Annotated in this window: 15 protein-coding genes; 7 read left to right on the top strand and 8 right to left on the bottom strand. The window is 37.1% G+C overall.

Going from position 1 to position 23,934, the window contains the following annotated elements; genetic code table 11:
• Positions 1-267: 267 nt before the first annotated feature.
• Positions 268-1,806 (bottom strand): sulfatase-like hydrolase/transferase, encoded by a 1,539-nt coding sequence (locus NBT05_RS07455; protein WP_265772864.1) that lies wholly within the window; start codon positions 1,804-1,806, stop codon positions 268-270.
• Between the two features lie 416 nt (positions 1,807-2,222).
• Between NBT05_RS07455 and NBT05_RS07450 the strand changes: the two genes are divergently transcribed.
• From NBT05_RS07450 to NBT05_RS07420, 7 genes are all read left to right on the top strand, one after another.
• Entirely contained in the window at positions 2,223-2,990 is a 768-nt protein-coding gene (locus NBT05_RS07450; protein WP_265770084.1) for an IS5 family transposase, read from the top strand.
• 89 nt (positions 2,991-3,079) lie between these two features.
• Positions 3,080-4,399: a sulfatase-like hydrolase/transferase gene (locus NBT05_RS07445; protein ID WP_265772863.1), complete on the top strand. Its 1,320-nt coding sequence runs from the start codon at positions 3,080-3,082 to the stop codon at positions 4,397-4,399.
• Positions 4,400-5,785, top strand: coding sequence for a glycoside hydrolase family 28 protein (locus tag NBT05_RS07440; RefSeq protein WP_265772862.1), 1,386 nt, complete (start codon positions 4,400-4,402; stop codon positions 5,783-5,785).
• A 47-nt stretch (positions 5,786-5,832) separates the two neighbouring features.
• Positions 5,833-6,711 carry a family 16 glycosylhydrolase gene (locus NBT05_RS07435; RefSeq protein ID WP_265772861.1) on the top strand — a complete coding sequence of 293 codons (879 nt, stop codon included), beginning with the start codon at positions 5,833-5,835 and terminating at the stop codon, positions 6,709-6,711.
• Positions 6,712-6,716: 5 nt separating this feature from the next.
• On the top strand, positions 6,717-8,096 hold the full coding sequence (locus NBT05_RS07430) for a glycoside hydrolase family 28 protein (RefSeq protein ID WP_265772860.1): 1,380 nt from the start codon (positions 6,717-6,719) through the stop codon (positions 8,094-8,096).
• A 3-nt stretch (positions 8,097-8,099) separates the two neighbouring features.
• Positions 8,100-9,359 (top strand): glycoside hydrolase family 117 protein, encoded by a 1,260-nt coding sequence (locus tag NBT05_RS07425; RefSeq protein ID WP_265772859.1) that lies wholly within the window; start codon positions 8,100-8,102, stop codon positions 9,357-9,359.
• A gap of 129 nt (positions 9,360-9,488) precedes the next feature.
• Positions 9,489-11,630, top strand: coding sequence for a T9SS type A sorting domain-containing protein (locus tag NBT05_RS07420; RefSeq protein ID WP_265772858.1), 2,142 nt, complete (start codon positions 9,489-9,491; stop codon positions 11,628-11,630).
• A gap of 108 nt (positions 11,631-11,738) precedes the next feature.
• Here NBT05_RS07420 and NBT05_RS07415 read toward each other — a convergent pair whose 3' ends face one another.
• The 7 genes from NBT05_RS07415 to NBT05_RS07385 form a co-directional block, all read right to left on the bottom strand.
• A complete protein-coding gene (locus NBT05_RS07415; protein ID WP_265772857.1) occupies positions 11,739-13,244 on the bottom strand; it encodes a sulfatase family protein in 1,506 nt (501 codons plus the stop codon).
• A gap of 28 nt (positions 13,245-13,272) precedes the next feature.
• The gene (locus tag NBT05_RS07410; RefSeq protein WP_265772856.1) at positions 13,273-15,579 is read right to left on the bottom strand and encodes a glycoside hydrolase family 3 N-terminal domain-containing protein; all 2,307 of its coding nucleotides are present in this window, start codon (positions 15,577-15,579) and stop codon (positions 13,273-13,275) included.
• Between the two features lie 188 nt (positions 15,580-15,767).
• A complete protein-coding gene (locus NBT05_RS07405; RefSeq protein ID WP_265772855.1) occupies positions 15,768-18,011 on the bottom strand; it encodes a glycoside hydrolase family 3 C-terminal domain-containing protein in 2,244 nt (747 codons plus the stop codon).
• Positions 18,012-18,060: 49 nt separating this feature from the next.
• Positions 18,061-19,626: an alpha-L-fucosidase gene (locus NBT05_RS07400; RefSeq protein WP_265772854.1), complete on the bottom strand. Its 1,566-nt coding sequence runs from the start codon at positions 19,624-19,626 to the stop codon at positions 18,061-18,063.
• Between the two features lie 135 nt (positions 19,627-19,761).
• Positions 19,762-21,381 (bottom strand): DUF5060 domain-containing protein, encoded by a 1,620-nt coding sequence (locus NBT05_RS07395; RefSeq protein WP_265772853.1) that lies wholly within the window; start codon positions 21,379-21,381, stop codon positions 19,762-19,764.
• 10 nt (positions 21,382-21,391) lie between these two features.
• Positions 21,392-23,071, bottom strand: coding sequence for a sulfatase (locus tag NBT05_RS07390; protein ID WP_265772852.1), 1,680 nt, complete (start codon positions 23,069-23,071; stop codon positions 21,392-21,394).
• Positions 23,071-23,922, bottom strand: coding sequence for a hypothetical protein (locus NBT05_RS07385; protein WP_265772851.1), 852 nt, complete (start codon positions 23,920-23,922; stop codon positions 23,071-23,073). The genes NBT05_RS07390 and NBT05_RS07385 overlap by 1 nt, the downstream gene beginning before the upstream one ends.
• Positions 23,923-23,934 lie beyond the last annotated feature (12 nt).

The following is a 23,934-nucleotide window of genomic DNA, read 5'->3' as shown; positions in this document are numbered from 1 at the left end:
AAGTCAGGAGAATGGAAATACGGTTACCAACAAGAAATTGGTAATTAGATAAAAATTCTAAAAAGGTCTTATTTCAATATGAAGTAAGGCCTTTTTTTATAAATTTATTATCAACCAGAACTCGACGTAAGAAAATCAACGTCAGTTTAAGTGATTTTTGATAGAAAATTGTATCGAAGACGAGATAATTTTCGGTTAAAAGCCTGATTTGTACATACTAATTTTTATTTATTCCCTTGTAAAAATCACTTATTTGAACCTTTCTTTCTAATCCCAATACTTCCAAAAATCAACACTTGTACGCTTTCCGTCAGCGGTATCTCCTAATTCGGTAGCTTTTGATTTCATTTCGTTTCGCATAGAAACCACCTTAGCTGCATATTCCGGAAAATCCGCTAGATTAAATGTTTCCCAAGGGTCTTTTGAAAGGTCAAAGAGTTGAGTAACTCTGGAACCCGTTATAATATCTCCGCGTTTTTTATTTTTATCTGGTGCCCTCACATATTCTATTAATTTAAAGTTTCCTTTTCGATACGCTCTTTGATGCTGGCGATAGGCATAATAAAGATTTGTTCTTACGCTCTCTACTTCGTTATTTATCAAAGGCAACAGACTTTTTCCGGAAACCGAAGCCGGTGTTTTAATACCAGCCATATCACATAAAGTGGGCATAATATCAAAATTATAGCATAAAGCATCTTCTCGCCTGCCTTTATCTTCTTGTTTTAATAAACCTCCCGAAATGATAAATGGAATGTGCGTACCATCTTCGTCATATATATTTTGCTTACCCATTAATCCGTGGTTCCCTACGGCCAGACCACTATCACCTGCCAGGACGATGATTGTATTTTGATAGGCACCACTAGCTTTTAAAGCATTTATCACACGTCCTATCTGAGCATCCAGATGGGTGATAATGGCATAATAATCAGATAGGTGCTTTTTTGCAATAGCTTCGGTTCTTGGCCACTCCGCCAACTTTTCATCTCGAAGTACGATATGCCCGTTGTCAAAAGGATGTTGTGACATATAAGAAGGAGGTAAAACCATATTTTCTTCCGGGTACATCGCTTTGTATTTTTTAGGAGCTTGCCTGGGGTCATGAGGTGTTGGAAAAGCCAGGTACATAAAAAATGGTTTCTCCTTAGCGTACGCCCTGATAAAGTCAGATGCCTCTTCTGCCAGTACTTCTGAAACATGTGGCCCTATTTTTTCTGTTCCTGTTGGTCCTGCCTTATCATTTTTATTCAACGCCCTTTTTACAACTTCTCCCTGGTCGTTATATGTTAATAAATAGGCGTTTTCTTTTTTATAGTTTCCATCTGCCTGCCAGTCGCTGTAAGGCATTCTAAATTGATCGGTCAGATAGGAGGGTTTTCCGCTTACCTTTGCACCACTATGAGCAGACCGGGCTAAAGATTTCATGTCCTGATGCCATTTACCTACATGATAAGCATAATAACCTGCCTCTATAAAGGTCTCTCCCATCATGGTATGCTCTTCAGGGATTGTACGACCCTGTCCGTCTAATTCAAATAAATTACGCCCGGTCAGTAACATGGCTCTACTGGGAATGCAGGTAGCACCACTAAAAGCTCCCATAATGTAAGCATTCGTAAAAGCAATCCCGTTGAGGGCCAAATCATCAAAAGCAGGAGTCTTAACTGCTTGTCCACCCAAGGCATGTACGCCGGTATACCGGTGATCATCCGTATAAATCACAACAACATTTGGTTTCTTTTGTGCCTGGCTTTTAAAAGATAGTATTAAAGTAAGCAAGCTAAAAAGTAGTATTTTTTTCATAGGATCTAAGTCACAAATTATACTTTGCTTTTTGTGAGTTTCCGAAGTTATTTTAATTGTCTTTAAATACTCAATACAAATGTCTTTTGTTATAGGACGAATAGGTTATCTTAAAGGTATTATAAACCTCCTGTTTACTTTTACTTCTCTCAATAGATCATTTATGGTAGTATTCTGTATATCTCTTGTATGGTGCGCTATACAAAGTCTGTACTTTTAGATCATGAATTTACTTCCCCTGAGGGAGGGATTTAAGACCGGATATTTAGCTTTAGTAACTATCTTATTCTTAACCTTCCCTCATTTAGAAGGAAGTAAATACGCCTTAGAGCATGTTTAAACTAAATTTTCGGATAATTTTTTTGTTAAAAAGCTGGATAGTCTAAACTTTGTAGTTGACTAAAACAACAATGTTTATGCAATCTAAATATAACAGATTAACTACCCAGCAATGGGAATATATGGAATTATTTTTACCTAAGAAAACCCGGGGGCATTATAAACTACGGGATATTGTAGACGCTATTTTATGGCAACTCCGTACAGGTACTCAGTGGCGTAACCTCCCGGATAGTTTTCCAAAATGGCAAAGTGTATACTATTACTTTCGCAAATGGCAAAAAGATGGGACACAAGAGAGATTAAATATTGAGCTTAACAAAATGGAGCGGAACCGACAAGGGAAAGAACCAACACCTAGCTTGTTATCCATTGATAGTCAATCCATAAAGTCCGGTCCTTTTACAAGTATGTCAAAAGGGGTTGACGGTAATAAAAAGGTAAATGGCCGTAAACGTCACGTAATTACTGATACGTTAGGTTTAGTTTGGGGGGTTGTTGTAGGGGCTGCCAATGAAGCTGATGGGGTAGTAGCCAACAAAGTTGTGGAACCTTTATTAGGGTACCTGGATAGGATGGAAAAAATAGTAGCTGATCATGCCTACAAAACAATATTTAAGAGGTGGGCTGAAGAAAATGTAATTGGACTTGAGGTAAAGATATCATCAACTCCCCCATCCACAAAAGGTTTTGTTCCCTTGAAGTGGAGATGGGTAACTGAAAGGACTTTCGGTATCTTCAACTTCTTCAGAAGACTCGATAAAGACTATGAAAAAACGAAGGAAAGTCAAGAATCTTGGGTATTATGGCAGAATTGTCAAATCATTCTCAATAGAATAAGGTAATTTATAAGAATCTTATTTAAACATGCTCTTAAAGTTAATCAGTAATTTGTCGTACATTTCTATATCATACAAAAATTCTTAATAATATTTTGAAAAACCTACTTAATAAAAATCAAGTGCTACATTATATACTTTGTTTTTTTACCACAGTAAGTGGTTTTACCCAGATGAATGTAGTATTTATAGAATCTGATGATCAAAGCAATCAGGCGGTTGGTGCCTACGGAAATACCTTAATGGTTACTCCTAATATTGATCAATTAGCCTCAGAAGGTATATCATTTACTGCAGCATACAATATGGGTTGCTGGTCACCCGCAGTCTGCATCCCAAGCAGAACCATGCTGATGTACGGAAAATATTTATGGGATGCTAAAAAGATTAATAGGAAAAACGCCCCAAAATCATTACCCGAAAAATTACAGGATAACGGCTATTATACTTATATGACCGGTAAATGGCATGCTAGTGGAAAACCGGTAGAATCTATATTTAACGAAACAGGAAGCATACGATCCGGACAATTCAATACATATTATACGGAAGAGGGACATATAACAGATGTTACCGCAAGCGAGGCTGCTAACTTTATCACGAATTATAAAGGAGAGAAACCCTTCTTTGCCTATGTGGCTTTTAATGCACCCCATGTACCCAGAGAAACCGAACAACAATATTATAATTTATATCCCACCGATAAAATAACCCTACCCCCAAGTTTTTCTGATCAAATGCGCTTAAATAAAAATATAAAGTATCAATACGCACCAGATCCTTTACGATTGAAAACCATGCAAAAACGCGTTCAACGGAATAACGCCATGGTTACCCATATGGATGTTCGGATTGGTGATATTATAAAGGCATTAAAGGATAAAGGAATTTATGACCGTACTTTAATTGTTTTTACTTCGGATCATGGAATTAACTTTGGCGAAAACGGAGTGTCAGGCAAAGTATGTCTCTATGAACCAAGTGTAACAGCACCGTTAATTGTAAAAGCTCCGGGATTTGATGCCAATAGAAAAATCAATCAGCGGGTGTATTTACAGGACATTGCCCCTACCCTATTTGACCTGCTTAAATTAAAACCCATGGAAGCTACGGATTTTAAAAGTTTGCTTCCGTTAATTTCAAAAAAACAAAATGTCAGAAACTCAATTTATCTCGCTATGTTTGATGATCAGAGAGGTATGATTTCCGGAGATTATAAGTTAATTATATATCCTGAAACGAAGGTTTTGGAACTATACAATATAAAAAAAGATCCCTGGGAGACTACCAATCTCTATCAAAAGAAGGAGTCTAAAAAGATAATTACAAAACTTCTTAAAGAACTAAAAATTTGGCAACAAAAAACCGGTGATATGGCCGATTTGACAGCAATATTCACACCATATAAAATATAAATGAACGTATTTATTACCTTTTTCATATTAACTATTTCAATACCTATTAGTGCAACCACTTACAATGTGCTGGATTTTGGGGCCAAAGGAGATGGCATCACGTTAGATACGGAAGCTGTTCAAAAAGCGATCGATGCTTGTACGTCACAGGGAGGGGGAAAAGTAGTCATCCCTTCCGGAAAAACGGTTTTGGTCGGCACTATTTATTTAAAAGATTTTGTGACTTTACATATTGAAAATGGTGCGGTTTTATTAGGGAGTCCTAATTATCAGGATTATACTACAGATACCCATAAAAACACTTATAAAAACGAACCTCATATGGATCGTTGCTTGATTTTTGCCCGCAACGCAAAATCCTTCTCCATAGAGGGGTATGGTACTATTGACGGAAACGGATTCCCAAGAAATTTCGCAAAAGCCAAAGGAGGACGCCCTATGTTAATGCGGTTTTTAAATAGTGAAGATATTCGTTTAAAAGATATCACTTTGATCAACCCTGCTTCCTGGACTTCCGCCTGGTTGTATTGTCATGAAATTGTAGTTGATGGTATTAAAATTATCAGTCGGGTGAATCATAACGGAGACGGATTGGATTTTGACGGTTGTACAAACGTTCGTGTTTCTAACAGTTCTTTTGATACCAGTGATGACTCCATTTGTTTACAAACTTCAAAGCCGGACAAGCCCTGTAAAGACATTGTGATTACGAATTGCGTATTTACCAGTAAATGGGCAGGAATGCGAATAGGCCTGGCCTCCAGGGGAGATTTCGAATCGGTCACGGTAAGTAATTGTACCTTTCACGACATACAGGATTCCGGGTTCAAGATTCAAATGAATGAAGGAGGAGAAATGAAAAATATGTTGTTCTCAAATATTGTAATGAAAAACGTACCGAGGCCTATTTTTATGACTTTTTGCCAGCAACGTGCGGGGGTGGATGCTCCTCAGGAAGTGTTACCTATGAAAGCCATGCATGGCTTTATTTTTAATAATATGATTGCGGACAACCGTGAACTGGATAAAAATGCTGCTATATTCATTACCGGAATGCCTAATCACTATATTTCAAACATCCAATTAAATAATATCCAATTTACTGTTTCCGGTGGCGGTACAAAAGAAGATGCTAACAAGACAGATTTAAAAGAATATACCTTAGAAACCTTAGGCAATTGGTGGCCGGAATTTAAAAAAGTGGGAACTCTGCCTGCTTCCGGTATTTATGCCAGGCATGTAGATGGTCTGGTTATTACTAATTTTAGTTTACAAACCATTACTAAGGATGACAGACCGCCCATTGTTTACAAGGACGTATTGCACGTCCGGCAGCAAAACATATTTTTAAATAAAAAGGAAATCAGCAATTCTATATCTAAGTAAATGCTTGACATCCGTTTTATACGCTTCATATAAAATTATATAAACAAATGAATAAATTTAGAAAAATTCAAATAGTAGCTTTTTTAGTTACAATAAGTAGTGTAATTGCACAAAAAAAACCGAGCTTCCAAAAAGGCGAAGATCCTAAACCCCCAAATATGATCTGGAAGCTAAATAAACAAATGTCTGATGAATTTAAAGGTAAAAAGATTGATGAAGATAAATGGCAGATTTCTGGGCAAGGTTGGATTGGTCGTCCGCCGGGTCTATTCCTTCCTGAAAATATAAAAGTTGCTGATGGTAGTTTACAAATTACCACCACCTTGTTGCCTCAGAAAATTATAAGGGATGATAAAATTTTTACTCACGGCGGCGGTTACGTAGGCTCCAAAGCAGGAATGACTTATGGCTACTATGAATGTGAAATGAAAGCTAATAAAACCTTTATGTCCTCGACATTTTGGTTAATTAATAACCGTAAAGGTGTAAAAGGTTGTGATAAGAGAACAACAGAATTAGATATCCAGGAATGTGTAGGTGAAATAACGAACCCGGCGGCATGGATAAAAAACTTTGATCAAGCTATGAATTCGAATACTCATAGCAGAAATATTCCTGAAGGTTGCGACTATATGAAAGGTTCTCATAAAGCCAGAGCGGACGCCAGTGGAAAGGTTTATGATGATTTTCATGTGTATGGAGTATGGTGGAAATCAAAAGATGAAATTCTATTCTTTCTAGACGGTAAATTTCAATCCAAAGTAAAGCCGCCAGCAGATTTTGATATTACCATGCATTTACGAATGGTCGTGGAAACCTACAATTGGAATAAAGTTCCTGAAAATGGTGGTATGGAATATACCGAAGAAGAAAGGACTACTTATTACAACTGGGTAAGAACATGGGAATTAGTCGCTAATCGATAACAAGAATGCGTACATTGCTAGTAAAGAAGTATGGTAGGTTTTTGATTTTTTTTTGTAGTATTGGAGTATTATATGCTTTTCAATCCAAAACTAGAATTTATGATGTTGAAAGTTTTGGGGCTAAAGGCGATAGCTTAACTATAAATACCACTGCCATACAGAAAGCTATTGATCAATGCTCTGAAGAAGGAGGAGGTATTGTCCGTTTAAAGAATGGAATTTATATTAGTGGTACTATAATTCTAAAAGATAACGTAACACTTCATGTCCAGGAGCAATCAAAACTTGTAGGCAGTTCTAACCCTACAGATTATAAAAGTATAGACACTTTTACTGATGCCGTAGGTCAGGAAAGAGGTACCTGCCTAATAGGAGCCTTACAAGTTACTAATATAGGAATCAGCGGAACAGGAACGATAGATGGAAACGGAGCTTCATTTCTTGCTAGAAACCTTAAATTGAAAAGGGCAGAACTTGGTTTATCTGATAAAAAAATTGGTAAAAATCGTCCTTTCTTAGTTCGCTTTGTAAAATCCTCTCAAATTCGTTTACAGAATATTCATCTTCGGGAAGCAGCTGCGTGGGCTTGTCATTTTTATCAATCTTACGACATTTTTATTGATGGTATTTCCATATACAACCATGCTAATAAAAATAATGATGGAATTGATCTGGATTCCAGTCATAATGTTTTCATTAAAAATTGCAATATAGACTCCGGAGATGATTCTATATGCATTAAAACTACCAGTCCGTTACCTACTTATAATGTAAAAGTTAAAAATTGTACTTTAAAAAGTGATTGGGGTGCAATCAAACTAGGTACGGAATCCATGGGAGATTTTTATGATATTAGCTTTAAAAACTGTGAGATTTACGATACTAAAGGGGGAGGCATTAAGATATTAAGTGTGGATGGTGCTAATATTCATGACGTTTTAATGGAGGATATACGAATGACCCATACAGAAATGCCTATATTTATTCGGTTAGGTAAACGTTTAAAAACATATCGAGATGCTGTAAAACGTCCGGTAGGCTCTATCAAAAATGTACTTATCAGAAATGTAGTGGCTCAAACCCGAAGTTCAGCAGATTCAAGAGTATCACCACCCTCCGGAATTTTGATTACGGGAACACCTGGTCATAAAATTGAATCGGTTGAGCTCGAAAACATACAAATTACTTTACCCGGAGGTGGTACGGTACAACATAAAGACATAGTTGTTCCCGAAGATAAAGAACGTTATCCTGAATTTAAACTCTTTGGCGTTCTCCCAGCCTTCGGTATGTATGCCAGACATATCGACGAACTAAAATCCATTAACGTTACCTATAAAACAAATATAAAAGACTTTCGCTTTGAAACCCTATTAAAAAACTAATTAATGAAAACAATTCAGCAACATTGGTATTTACTAGTTTGTATAAGCTTTTTATCCATTCCTTGTGGCGCTCAGGATAATCATTTTCCCTTTATGTTACCAGAAAAAAAACCGGACTTTCCGTTAAGCAGGGCATTAGAACGCAATTACGAAAATTATGTAACTCCAAGCCCGGAGACCAACGAATTATATACTCAATTCAAGTACACTAAACTTAACGGTTTTGATTATAGTAATGCAGATGGCACGATTAGTAGGCGTGATCCGTCAAAAGTAATTTTTGAAAACGGAAAGTATTACGTCTGGTATACTTACAGGCATACGGTAACTTCGCCAAAAGGAGCAAAATCAAGTACGGAAACCATTCCTTCTTCAGATTGGGATCTTTCTGAAATTTGGTATGCAACCAGCCTTGATGGTTTTACCTGGGAAGAACAGGGAGTTGCCATCCCGCGACCACCGAAACCAAATCCGGGGCATCGATCCGTAACCACAGCAGATATTTTAAAATGGCAAGGTAAATATTATATGTATTACCAGGGATTTAGTGAAGCTAGTGGTTTACGAGGTGACGACTGTCCGGTACTATTATCTTATGCCGAATCTCCGAATGGGCCCTGGACAGCCACTAACAAAATTGTCATTCCGAATGGACCTAAGGACAGCTGGGATCAATACTCTATCCATGACCCTTATCCCCTCGTCTATAAAGATAAAATCTATTTATACTACAAATCAGATTTTAATCAAAAACCGAATTTAGTCCGTATGCAAGGCCTGGCAACCGCTGAAAGTCCGTTTGGGCCATTTACAAAAAGTTCAATGAACCCTGTTTTAGCCTCCGGTCATGAAACCACACTTTTTCCTTTTAAACAGGGAATTGCCGCATTGACCATAAAAGATGGGAACGAACACAACACCGTTCAGTTTGCAGAAGATGGGGTTAATTTTAAGATAGCTTCTATGGTAGAGTTAATGCCTACTGCAGCCGGTCCTTATATTCCTGATGCTTTTACCAACACAAAAGACGGTAGGGGTATTACCTGGGGTTTAGCGCATTTTACAGCGGTTAACGGATGGTCGACCAATCATGCAAACCTGGTTAGGTTTGATTGTGACCTCAGTCTGGACATTGACGATCCGGAAATGAAAAAACACCACGTTTACCATAGTCCGGGGGTGTATTATAAACAGCAACTTACTAAGGAACAAAAGGAAAGAATCATAAAAAGTAATAGGGAGTTAACCGGTAAAACGGATTAATTTTTAGAAATTAACACAATATTTATGTAATTTTAGCATTGATTATAACAAGGAATTAAAAAGCCTTACACAACTACTCAACTTTTTTACATTTAATATTGAATTATGTTCCGAATAACTAACATTTATTTGCTCTTTCTCTTATTATTAACAACTACAGTAAGTATTGCCAAAGATGTCTACGTGGCTACAGATGGAAATGATACGACCGGAAACGGATCGATTAACAAACCGTATAAAACATTTGGCAAAGCAGTGTCGACCATGTCAGCCGGTGATGTTTGTATTATCAGGGGTGGTCGTTACGAACAACCATTAAACATTAACAAGAACGGTACTAAAAATAATTTCTTAACCTTTAAAGCTGCACCCGGCGAAAAGGTTGAAATTAGTGCTACTACTAAAATTAATGGGTGGCAAATACATAGAGGTAATATTTACAAAGCTACCGTAGATATGAAGATTGGCGAACGGTATAGAGCTGTCTACCATAATGGTAAATATATGGATCTGGCAAGATGGCCAAATAATACGGACAACAATCGTTGGACTATTAACTGCACTCCGGTAACCGGAGGAAACGGTAATCACTTTACCGTCAACAATATGCCGAAAATCAATTGGACCGGTGGGTTAGTTTATTACCTCGGTGCACATTCAGGAGCCAGTTGGACCCGGAGAATTACAAGCAGCACCGGTAATAGAATTAATCACAATGGTGTTAATATAAATAATTGGCCCTTTAACCCGCATAACCCAACAGTTAAAAGAAACTATCCTAGAAATGAAAGAGGTCAACTCTATTTATTTAATAAATTAGAAGTATTGGATTATGCCAACGAATGGTTTTATGATGCCTCAACAAAAACACTTTACCTCCAGCCTGCTAACGGCACTAAGCCCAATAATGGCACTGTTGAATTTGCAAGGTCTAAATATATTTCAGAAATAAAAGGAGATTATGTAAGACTTCAAGGATTAAGCTTTTTTGGCGGAAGTGTGAAAATTCATAATAATGCAAATAATAATCAGATAATCAATTGTAAAATCATTCATGGTAGTGAGGGTTATGATGATTTAACTAATAAATCCGCTCAAATTAGTGAAGCGTCTCTGGAAGTTCTTGGCGATAATACCTTGGTAAAAGGATGTACCATCAACCATAGCTCGGCAAACGGTATATTGGTACCAGGCTGGGCAGCTACTAATTGCACTATTGAAGGAAATATGGTAAGTAACACGGATTATTTAGGGATTCATGCATCGCCTATCAGAACCAGTGCTAATAATATGAAGGTATTAAAAAATACTATCTTTAATGCTGGTAGAGACGGAATGTATGTAAACGGAAATAATTGTACAATCGCTTATAATGATGTTTCAGCATCACAAAGAATTAATAGTGATTCCGGAGTTTTTTACACTGTAGGTAATGCTAACTTAAAAAACTCTGAGATACACCATAACTGGTTTCATGATGCTACGGCACCCGCCTATTCTCATTCTAAAGGCAAACCTGCCAAAGCCGCAGGAATTTACCTGGATAATAATAGCAAAGGGTATACGGTTCACCATAATGTGGTTTGGAACGTGTCCTGGAGTGGATATCAGGTAAACTGGAATAATACACATTTGAATTTTTACCATAATACGATTTGGAATGCTGAAAGAGCCATGGGTTCCTGGGTAAATGGTTACGTTCAGGAGAAAAATAAGGTTTATAATAATTTTGCGAATACGGAAGGTTGGTTTAGCGAAACGGCTAAGGATTTTGATATCCGAAGTAATTTAATTTCAGCTAAATTACCTTTTGAAGATAAGGCAAATAAAAATTTTATGCCTACGCCGGGAAGTGCGGTAGTTGATAAAGGTATCATCATTGCAGGTTTTAAAAAGAGATTTAAAGGGAAGGCACCGGATCTTGGTGCTTATGAGCTTAACGGTACCTATTGGACGGCAGGTATCAACGCTATTGAAGATACGGAAAATACTTTAAGCACTCCTGAAAACTTGGTTGCAAAACTTCAAATTTTTCCGAATCCCGTCAGTGATCATTTGAATATTGAGTTACCTGAAAATACAGGTTTTAGAAAAGGAAAAATTCAAATATATTCGTTACTTGGTCACCTGGTTAAGGAAAGCATTATTCAGGAGAATAACGACAACCAAACGCTTACCGTATCCGTTGCTGATCTGACAACCGGAGCTTACATTGTAAATATCACCAATCAAAATGAGGCATCGATAACAACAAAATTTCTTAAAAAATAAAACTTTTTCCGTTCATAAAAATAGTAAGAAAACCTGCTAAAACTGGATAACTCCTTTTTTAGCAGGTTTTAAAATTTACTTGAAAATGTTTAACAATCTACCCTTGACTTAACTCCTCGTTTTTATCCCACTATTTCTGGTGGTATTATATAAAGTAAATAGCTCTTGTACCTTTGAAGTGTAGCTCGGATTTTTAATTAGATTGCCTTTTTCCTTTTCTGTAGGGTTATTGTTCAGATTGAACAAAGCAATAGGTTTTCTACTTCTGTATGTCTTATCAGTTTTATCATGTTGCATGATTAATTTAAAACCATCTTTAATAATAATACTTTGCTTCCCACTACCGGATTGTGTCATGATAAACGGATGGACTAATGTGTCTTCTCCTTTTAATATAGGTAGCAAGCTTGAAGAGTCCATTGCATTATCCCCTTCTATTTTTTGATCGGTGATAGCAGCTAAAGTGGCCATAATATCGATCCCCAAAACAGGAGTTTCAGAAACGGAATTAGGTTTTACATTTCCTGGCCACCAAACGATTAAAGGCACTCTATTGCCGCCTTCATACATCTTGTTTTTCCCACCACGGTAGATATCACTGGAATTATGCCCGGATGCTTTTGATTGTTTATTAGATAATCCTCCATTATCTGATGTAAAGATTAGTAAGGTATTGTCATAAATACCTTTTTCCTTAAGTGCATCTATAAGCATTCCTAGTTGTACATCCAGTTCTTTTACCATATCCAAATGACGGGAGGGAGTTGTATTGGCAATAGCAATTTCGTTTAAACTTTTAGTAGGTGTATGTGGCAGATGTACGGCCAGCGAACAGTAATACATGAAAAAGGGATCTCCTTTTCTGGAGTTTTTAATATAATTAACCGCTTTATTTACCAGTAACGGCCCCATATTGTGCGGATCCCAGTGGGTATCGCCAGGACCTTCACTTTTATCCAGTACTACCCCAATTTTAGTCATGTTCTCCTGTGAAATAAATCCGATTTCAGAATCTGCTTTTAAGGGCATCCACTTTTCATTTTCATACACTACATATGGAATATTTTGAATGCCGGAAGGAAAGGTAAGGCTATAATCAAACCCATTTTCTTTGGGTCCTTTACCTGCAATTTGGTGTACGTCAATATTTTTTTCAACCTTTTTTCCGGAAGTTTTATAGACCGTAGTGGTACCTTTTTCATAAAAATCCATTCCAAATCCCCATTTTCCGAAGAAAGAGGTTTGATACCCCGCTTTTTTCATGAGTGATCCTAATGTTAACTGATCCGTTTTGATGGGTGAGGTTTCATAAAACCTCCAGACTCCCCAGGGTGCATAACTTCTATAACAATGATTACCTGTCATAACCGCATAACGGGTAGGTGCACAAAGTGCTGCCGGAGTACGTGCATTAGTAAAGGCTATACCTTCCTTTGCCAACCTATCTATATTAGGAGTTTTTGATATAACTTCTTTTGTATGTTTTTCACGATAGTAAGAGACATCTCCTAAACCAATATCATCGGCTAGAATGACAATAACGTTTGGTTTTTGTTGCGCAAAAACCCCAAACATTAAACCCAGACTTAGCATTAATAAGAGACCTTTTTTCATTTGTATTTTATTTTACTTGTTTTTCTAATTATTCGGTTAGTGCAAAAAATACCGACCTGCCATTTTCTAAAACTTTTTTAGGACCTTTTAATGCTATCTGAGATTCCAGTCGAACATCTGTACTGGATGCGGCAATCATAAATTTATAAAGCCCCGGCTCAATCACCCATTGGCTATTTTTATACTCTGCAAATTGCTGTGGAGAAACTTTGAATTGTAGTACTTTTTCTTCCTTCGGTTTAAGGCTTACCCGCTGAAAACCTTTTAATTGAATAGGTTTCATTGTACTTTGAGTATCTAAGGGGGAAATATATAATTGTACGATTTCAGTACCTTTCACCTTACCTGTATTCTTCACTTTAAACGACATAGTAATACGCTGATCAGTAATTTTAGCTTCAGAATTTATTTTTAGATCAGAGTACGTATAGTCCGTATAAGAAAGCCCATAACCAAATGGATATTGCACTAAATTCTGATCAGGATACCCGTTTTTATAATTAATTTCTGCTTTGGATTCGGTTTTCGGATAGGTTACACATAACTTAGCAGACGGATTTACTTTTCCGGTAATGATATCTGCTACTGCGTTACCGCCTTCTTCTCCCGGAAACCACGCCTGGATAATTCCTGCACATCGGTCTTCAAACTTACTTACTAATTGTTGGCGGCCACCAAACATCACTAAGATAACAGGCTTACCCGTTTTAAGTAACTGTTCTACAAAAGCCTCTTGTGATCCTGGTAAACGAATACCTTTACGTTCTCTACCTTCACCACATAAATATAAGTTTTCGCCCATTGCGGCAATAATAACATCACTCTGCGTTGCAAATTTAATGGCACGTTGTAAATCGGGTTGTGGCAATCCTTTTATAGTCAACAATTTTAACTTACTTAATCGGTCATCTCCCAAACCACTGGCATCAATTTTTGATTCTAAAGGGGCACTCCAGTCACAACCTCTTTCGTGAAGGATCTTCACCTTAGAATTTAACCTGTTTTCTAATCCTTCCTTAAGGGTTACTAATTTGGGATTAGTAGGGTCAAATTCTTTACTATGCCAAAAAGAAATCATGGATTGGTAGGTGTAATCTCCCAACAAGCCGTGAACGGTAGCTGCATTTGGCCCTACCAGAGCTATCGTTTTTACTTTCTTACTTAAAGGTAAAATACCGTTGTTTTTTAATAAAACAATAGATTGTACCGCAGTTTCATAAGCTAATTTACGGTTAGCCAAAGGATCAAAATCTAAAGTTCCTTCTTTTCCTATAACCGGATCTTTATCTAACAATCCTAGTTTGGCTTTCATCAATAAAGAGCGTTTTACTGCTGCGTCAATCGTTTCCATAGATACATCCCCCGTTTGTAAAGCTTCCGGTAATAACGGATAGGCAATGGGCGATGCTAGTTCTACATCTACCCCTGCATTAATTGCCATGGCGCCGGCAATCATCTCTGAAGGTGCTTGCTTATAGCCTTTATACGTTTTAGAAACAGAAAAGTAGTCGCTCACTACTAACCCGTCAAAACCAATCTCTTTACGTAACATTTGATCTAACATGGTAGGGTTAGCCACAACCGGTAAGGCTTTGTATTTCCCGTAGGATGGCATTACACTTTTTGCCCCTGCGATTTTAATAGCTGCTTCATGTGGCATTAAATATTCTTCATATAATTCTTTTTCGTTATTGTTAAAAGTTCCGTAACCGGCAAAATGTTTTACGGTAGCTGCTACGCCCGTTTTAAAATCGTCACCCTGCAAACCTCTTACAAAGGCAACACCCATTTTTGAAGTCAAATAAGCATCTTCACCATAACTTTCTTCTAAACGATTCCAATGTGCTGTTCTGCTTAAGTCCAACATAGGGGATAATGCTAAGGTAGCCCCGGCAGCGCGCATATTTTGTGCAGTAGAACGTGCATTGTTCCGAACGATTTCGGGATTCCAGGAGCAACCTACGCCAATCTGTTGCGGAAAAGTGGTTGCACCCTGCGTAGCAAAGCCGGTAATGGCTTCTTCATGAAAAATAGCCGGAATTTTTGTTCTGGTTTCTGTGACCAAATATTGCTGAATCTCTCTAACCAGGTCTCTCAATTCTTCAGGAGATAAGGTTAGTCCTGATGAAAACTGACAAAAATGACCAATACCATGTGGAATATGTTCTCGACATTTCTCCAAGGAAAGTTTACCATCTACCATGATTTCCCGTAAACGCGTACCCGTGATTTGAGCCAGCTTTTCTTCTAAAGACATGGTTTGTAAAAGCGCTTCTACCTGTTCTTCCATCTCTGGTGTGGCATAATTTGCAACTTCTTTTGATTGGGCAAACATATAGCTGTTTAAACCTAAAAAAAGTACTACAAGCAGGTTTATGAGTCTCATTATCTATGTTATTCTGATATTTAAATTATGACATAGCTAAATCAACATTAAATAACATGAATTTTCTATGCCATTTTATACTCATTTAGCTATATGTTTATGGGTTTTAGTATTAAAAAGGTCAATCCACGCATCACCTATCGTAAAGTAATTGTGGTTTCCAGAGGTACGGTTGCTCCTAGTTTTTTACTTAAAGGTCCCGGGGAAGCATTTCCAACCGAAATTTTATAATTACCCTTTAACCAGGTCTTTTCTCCGTTTTTATCAATTACTTTTAATTCTTCGGGAGTTAAAGAGAGGTTTATCGTTTTAGTCTCCCCCTTTTTTAATTGAACACGTTCGAATGCCTTTAGACTGTGTATAGGTAAATTTTCACTAGTATTTTCCGGACTTACGTACAGCTGAACGACTTCTTCTATATCGAAATCTCCGGTATTAGCAACTTTTAATTCTACCTCCAAAGAATTTTTTGATTTTAGCGTTGTTTTGTTTACCAATAGGTCACTAAACTTCGTTTTAGAATAGGTAAGTCCGAAACCAAATGGAAACATAGGTTCTTTGGTCATATATTTATAGGTACGGCCTTTCATCGAATAATCGTCGTAGGGGGGTAACTGCTCTACATTTTTAGGGAAGGTGATTGGTAGATGACCGGACGGCGAAATTTTACCGAAAAGTACGTCTGCCACAGCATTCCCACCTTGTTCTCCTGGATACCAAATTTGTAAAATAGCATCACAGTGTTCCTCAATACCTTCTAAAGAGATAGGACTTCCGCTTGCCACAACCAGGATTAAAGGGCCTTTCTTCTTTTCGACCAGCTGGTGAATATAGTTGATTTGATTTTCCGGTAGTTTAAGGTCTTTACGATCTCCACCATGATCAGAGGCGATAGCATCTACACCTTCCCCTTCTCGATCGGCCGTTAATCCTACCACGCATATTACAATATCGGATTCCTTTGCTACGTTAGGCGCCCAGTTTTTCTCATTTATATTTTTATGAAAAGGTAAGGCACCGCTTCTGTAATTTAGAGAGGTTCCTAAAGATATGGCATCCGTAACTCCTTCCAGGATACTTACCACATTAGAACTTACTCCGTAATAACTCCCCATTAACATATCATTAGAATTAGCAAACGGGCCGGTTAGATAAGGTACTTTAATATCTTTTGAAATAGGAAGTACATTATTTTTATTCTTTAACAACACTATTGATTTTTGGGCAGCCTCACGAGCTAATTCAATATGTTCTGTACTATGAATATGATCTGAACTGATGGTTTTGTAAGAACTTGTATCCGGTGAATCAAACATACCTAAGCGGAACCGGGTTTTAAATAACTGTTTGGTGCGCTCATGAATAAGTTCTTCCGTAACCAATTCTTTTTCTAAGGCCTTGGTTAATAATTTATATGCCTGTCCGCAGTTTAAATTAGTACCGGCTTTTAAAGCCATTGCCGCAGCTTCTACAGGGGTGCTGACAAAACCATCCTTCCCGGAAATGCCTGAAATTGCTCCGCAATCCGAAGTTATATATCCGTCAAAATTCCAGGTATCCCTTAAGATTTCCTGGATTAAAAAAGAATTTAAAACGGCTGGTTTTTCATAGACCATATTATATGACATCATCACCCCTTCCACTTTTGCTTCGGTTACCAATGCTTTAAAGGCAGGGAAGTACGTTTCATATAAATCCTGTTTTGAAGGGCTTACGTTAAATTTCAGCTTATCATGTTCCGGTCCTGAATGTAAGGCAAAATGCTTAGCACATGCAGCTACTTTTAACTTATCCGGGTTATCTCCCTGTAAGCCTTTTACAAAAGCTACCCCTATTTTTGATAATAAATAAGGGTCTTCGCCGTAACACTCTTGTCCGCGCCCATACCTAGGATCTCTAAAAAGATTTACCGTGGGTGACCAGAAAGTCAGGCCTGCAAATTTACTATGATTTCCCATTTCCTGAGATATGGCATATTTTGCTCTTGCCTCGGTTGAAATAGCATTAGCGACTTTTTGAACCAAGTCAGGATCAAAGGTTGCACCCAAGCCAATAGCCTGAGGGAATATGGTAGCTTTACCATTACGTGCCACGCCATGCAAAGCTTCGCTCCACCAATCGTAATCAGGAACTTGTAATCTTGGGATAGCAGGAGCACCATTCGTAAGCTGGTTTATTTTTTCTTCAACGGTCATTTGAGAAACCAACAGCTCTATCCGGGTATCTACCGGTAAAGATGCATCTTGAAAAGACAAATCCACTTTTTGAGAAAAACAAGTGACTATATGTATAAAAAAAAGCAGTATTACACTTCTCACCGGTAGCCTGTTCGAATTTATGGTAACTAATTTATGATCTATTTTACTATCTGTTTTTAGCATTTACGATATTCCTTTTACTTGATTTAAAATAGCTTCTAAAATACGTATTCTATACTTTTTTTGTGTTCATATTAAGTGCAATTACAAAAGCGTAATCACAGGGTTTCTCCTTTGGCATATCAACCATCAATCCCTTATCGGTTTGAGACCATTTTATCTGATCGGTACTCCCTAACACTTTTACATCAGTTATTTTTGTATCTTTCAGATATTCGGCATTTTTTGCTAATGTCTTAATATTTACTTTGCCATCTTCCGGCCAATCTAAGACTATAGCATATAACTTATTAGCTTTTGTTGTAAACCGAATATCTTTTGAAGAGAATCCTTTATTTTTCCCTTCTGAATGATGTCCTTTTTTAACCTCGGTAGGTCCTTCGCCAAAGGTTTTCCAATATTTTGTATCATAGATGGCTTCGCCGTTTATGGACAACCAGTTCCCCATCTCCAATAAAATTTTCTTCTGATCTTCCGGAATAGTACCGTCAGATTTAGGTCCTACGTTCAGCAGTAAGTTTCCGTTTTTTGAAACGATATCTACCAGGTCATCGATTAATGCATTAGTTTCTTTAGACTTCCAGTTAGTTACATAAGACCAGGAATTTTTTCCAATAGAAGTATCGGTTTGCCAGGGTAATTTTCGAATTCCAGGCAGTTTACCGCGCTCCAGATCGTAGATAACCGTTCCTTTAGGAAATGCTTCTTCATAAAAATTTTTGTCTTGTAATACGACTTCTTTACCCCATTCCAATCCTTTGTTGTAGTAGTAAGCAGCCAATTTAGGTCGGTACTCCCTAAAGTCCGGAGTATCCAGCATAAAATCAAACCATAAGATATCGGGTTGATAGTTATCTATCAGATCTTTTGTTCTTTCCCACCAGGCAGCTTTAAACGCTTCGGAAACCGGTTCGTTTACGTCTGTTCCTTTACTTGAGTACAAATCTGCATATTGAGGGTCAGTAGTATCAAAATGATTTTTCTTGTTGTAAAAAGACCAGTTAAATGCATAATGGGAAGAGGCTCCCATAATGAGTCCTTTTGCCCGACCTTCTCTCATAAGTTCGCCTAAAATATCTTTTTTAGGCCCCATATCAACGCAGTTCCATCGAGTAGTATTCGATTTATACATGGCAAACCCATCGTGATGATCTGCTACCGGAACTACATATCTTGCACCTGCTTTTTGAAATAGGTCAATCCATTCTGTAGCGTTAAAATTTTCACCTTTAAACATAGGTATAAAATCTTTATACCCAAAGGTTTTTAGGTTTCCCCAATTTTTTAAATGATGTGTATTTTCTCTTGACGGACCATCTTTTTGATGCTTTAACTGTGCCGTAAAAACGGCGGAGTCCATATACATATTCCTCGGATACCATTCTGAACCGTAAGCAGGAACCGTGTAAGCGCCCCAGTGAATAAAAATTCCGAATTTTTGATTGTTAAACCATTCCGGATCTTTGTAGTTTGTTTTGATAGATTCCCAATTAGCTTCAAAAACCGGTTTTTGACGTTGCGCAATATCTCTGTTTTTATTTTTGTCTGCACATGATAATGATATCAGCAAAACGGAACCTAACAGATATGTAAACAACTTGTATATTTTTAATTTCATAGTACTAATTGTTAGATGATTTTTTGAGGTTTTAATTTCCTAAAATAATGCGTTACGAAGTAACATTTACAAGTATTAATATGACAAAACGTATGTCTTTTATAATAGATGATATGACTAAAAAATGCTCATTCCCTATTCTAACTTTGAAATCAGGATGGCGTCTGCTGTACCGCTCCAAGGTGAAACAAATTTCCTAATATTCTGTATGGTTTTCACCTCCGTCATTTCTCCGGTTAAGGTATGAAACCATTGATAGTTCCTCGGTTCTTTTTTATTTTTTAAGAAGGCAGCATCTATCCCATAGTTTTCTTTATGAATATATAATAAAACCGTTCCTTTATCATCCGTCAAATTATAGGCACTTCCATTTTTGGCAGGGGTTGGTTTTAGTGTATTGAATTCAAATTGAGAGAACAGTTTTTTCATAGGTTTAAAATAATCAAACCTGGGTTTTATAAAATCAACGGGTTGTTCAAAAGGATTGTAAATAATTACATTCCAGGAAGTGCCCTGCCAGTAATACGTCGTATATACGCCGGCAAAAAGGCACATATAATTACGACGCAGACAAATTTCGGGATTCGTATAATCACCGGTAAAAACCACATAAGGTGACTCTTCATAGCCCCCGTGTTCTATATTAAAAACCGGTTTGTCTTTAAACCTTTTTTTAACTTCCATCATCTTATCATAAATATTATGCGACCAGTTTTGTATAGAAATAAAATCTACTTTCTCAGGATAACGCGAACAATATTTAAAATCATGAACTGAGAGTAATCGGTTATATGCATCTTGTTTTCGGATTCTATCTATTCTACCATGTACATAGTCAGCATCTGCCCTGCCGTAGTACAAAGCTTCTTTGGAAATATCCCAAACCATATTAGGAAATGCCTGATAACGCTTTACTACATAGTCAAAATACATATTATCTGCTTCTGTGTTCATATCTGGCCAGGCTACTAATTTGTTCCAAACATAAATCATTAAATGCGAAACTATCCTTTTATCGTGCATGGCACTAATGGTTCGATCTAATTTTTTAAAAAATTCAGGATTTAAAGCTGAATAGTCCGGTTGGTCATTAGTACCCAAAAAAGGAAATATATCTTTTGGAGCGCCAAATTCATGTTCAGGATGTTTTTTTAACCTTTCGTCTTTTTTCCAACTTACGTCATAAGAAAATACGTTCATAACGATCTGGTTAAATCCATTTGCTTTAATTAAGTTTAACAAATGATCTGTTTTAGGCAAGTTCTTATCGTTATGGTAATCCAGTGCGTACAACCAATCACATTCAAAAGCGGTTAAAAAATAAGGGGTGCCATCTTCATAGAAAAAATGTTGCGGATTTTTTTTGTTAATAACAATGGCTCCGTGATTATTGCTATTAGATGCTGTTACCGTAATTTTTCCGGTTTTTCCATTTAATTCTTTAATCTCGGATACTGTTGTAAAACGCCATTTTCCAGTAAGTGCGCTGGAGAATCTGATGATCCAGGTGTTATCTCCATTGTAAAAGCCAGGCACTTCTATTTGTGCACCACCCTCATGAGTAAACATAGTTGTAAAAGCTGTGGTGAATGGTGATTTTATTTTGTTTTTGGTAGTCAGTACTATATCCAGGACTTCCCATTTAGGAATATTATAGATATAATTTTTTTTAAATTTTTCCTGCTTTAGTTGGCTAAAACTGTTTATTGAAAAAAGTAAAAAAAAGAGTATAAGGGTTTTAAAAGTAGCGTTCATTATGCAAATTCTAGTCGTTCCAATGTATGTCAATCACTTTTTGAATGTGTGGGTATCTTTCTTTATCTTCTTCATCCAGTTCTTTTCGTTTTGCTAGCAATTGTGTTTTTAGGTTGGTAATAATATCTTTGTATTTCGGATCTTTATAAGCATTATTCATTTCTTTAGGATCTACGGATAAGTCATAAAATTCCCAGGCAACGGGTGTATCTAATTCAAAACGGTTACCCCAGCTTTTTTTATTCCAATCCGCATCCGGATCTTTAGTATCCACCCAGTATTTACCGTAGAAAAAAATCAGTTTATACTGTTTTGTACGAATCCCAAAGTGGGCAGGATTAGCATGTGCATGTGCCATATGCATCCAGTACCTGTAATAGGTGGATTGTTGCCAATCTTCCGGTTCCTGACCGGTTTGCAATATATGCTTAAAACTATGACCCTGCATTTGCTCGGGAGCCTGTCCTCCTGCCAAATCAATGAGCGTAGGTGCAAAATCAGTATTGTTAATAATGGCATCTGTTCTTAATCCGGCCTTAATTTTTTCAGGGTACCTTACAAAAAAAGGCATACGCATGGATTCATCGTACATCCACCGCTTATCTATATAATCGTGTTCTCCAAGCATAAATCCTTGATCTCCGGTATACACAATTATGGTATTTTCGTATAATCCTTCCTTCTTTAGATAGTCGATTAAACGAGCAACGTTATCATCTACGCCTTTTACGCATCTTAAATAGCGTTTTAGATATTCCTGATAAGTTTCCTGAGTATGTTCTCGATCACTAAGATTTTTTGTTCGGTCTATGTCAAAATCGGGGTTATTTCTGGAAGTAAATTCTGTACTCCATATCCGCATTCCCATATTTCGAATGGTATTTCTTTTTGAAACTGAAGAACCAATTACGGATAGTAGCGAATCATTTTTTCCTCTTGTTGCTACGGAACCATTATTTTTATTATCATACAGACTTGAGGGTTCCGGTATAAAAATATCCTTCAAATAATCTTTATAACGGGGGGCATATTCAAAATCATCATGAGGTGCTTTGAACTGATGCATTAGAAAAAAAGGTTTGTTTTTATCCCGTTTGTTTTTTAACCAATCTAAGATAATATCAGTAATAACATCAGAACTATGTCCTTTGTATTGTTTCCCTTCATAATCAGGCATACTATTAAAGGGCTCGTAATGCATCGTACTTTCTGTTAAATAGGGGTCAAAATAGGAACCTTGCTGATGATGCTCTGTAAAAATATTATAGTAATCAAAATTGGGTTGGTGAGTTAAATGCCATTTGCCTACCAAAGCAGTTTGATAACCCAGTTTTTTCATTTCTGCCGGCAGGTATTGATTGCTAGTAGCCACGTTGCCTTCTAAATCCAGTACGCCATTTGCCTGACTGTATTGCCCGGTAATAATGGTTGCCCTACTGGGGGTACAGATAGAATTGGTGACAAAGCAATTTTCAAAGATCATTCCTTCTTTTGCTATAGCATCCAGCGTTGGGGTTGGGTTTAAACCGGCTAACCTGCTCCCATAGATACCAAAAGCCTGTGTGGTATGATCATCTGACATAATGTAGATAATATTCGGTTTCTTTTCTTCTTCAATTTTCTCAGGAACCTTTTTACAGGAGAAAACGGATAGAATTACAAGAAAACTGAATGAAAATAGTTTCAACATTACCGAACATTAAAGATTACTGGAATTTCAAAACGTTGCGTATCTCCGGCCAAGTTATCCGTTGGATCTCTTTTTGAAATTAATAAACCCGTGAATTCTCCTACGCCTGCATCAAAAGTAATGGTATCAATTGCCGATGTCATTTCTTCACTATCATAAACTACCTCAAAAGGATTACGAGAGGTTATTCTAAAGGTAGTAAGATCGGGTCTTGCATTATTACTGGGTGATCGTAAATCTTCAAAAATCAATTGATCGCCCTGACTAAGGTTGATAACATCTGTGCTTTGCAAATCTATATTGACTCCATTAATATCCCTGATACGCATTTCAGGAACAATGGTATCATACACATCCAGATTCAGTTCGTATTCATATACCCATTTATCACCCATACGAATGGTTCTGGTAAGAGTATCTACGACCGTACTATCTGCCGGATTCCAACGTCTGGCTTGAAAAGCAAGTGAGTCAGCAAATTCGTTGTATAGTGTTACCTTGGTACTAGAACTTCCATCTTTAAACAGTACGTGCACGGTTCTATCCGTAGATACGGTAGTTCCGGGATTGATAATAAACGGATCAAAAATTTTAACCTGGTTAGGAATAGGCCCTCTTAAGAAAAATGCTCCTTCCGGTATACGCCATTCGTGACGTGTAGCCCCGGAAGATAAGTCCATAAAAGATTCAAATTGGTTTACTGTAGTTTGTTTATTTACCCCCGCACCAAAGCTAGTTGTAAATCCTAAAGCAGTAAAGGCATTATCCCTGGCCACGGTACTTTCTTCCTGACAACCGATCACCACTATAATCAGTAAGAAAACCGCTATTATATTTTTAATATATTTCATTGTTCTCATATT

The sequence above is a fragment of the Aquimarina sp. ERC-38 genome (assembly GCF_026222555.1).
Lineage (GTDB): Bacteria > Bacteroidota > Bacteroidia > Flavobacteriales > Flavobacteriaceae > Aquimarina.
This window is presented reverse-complemented; position numbering and strand designations above follow the sequence as displayed.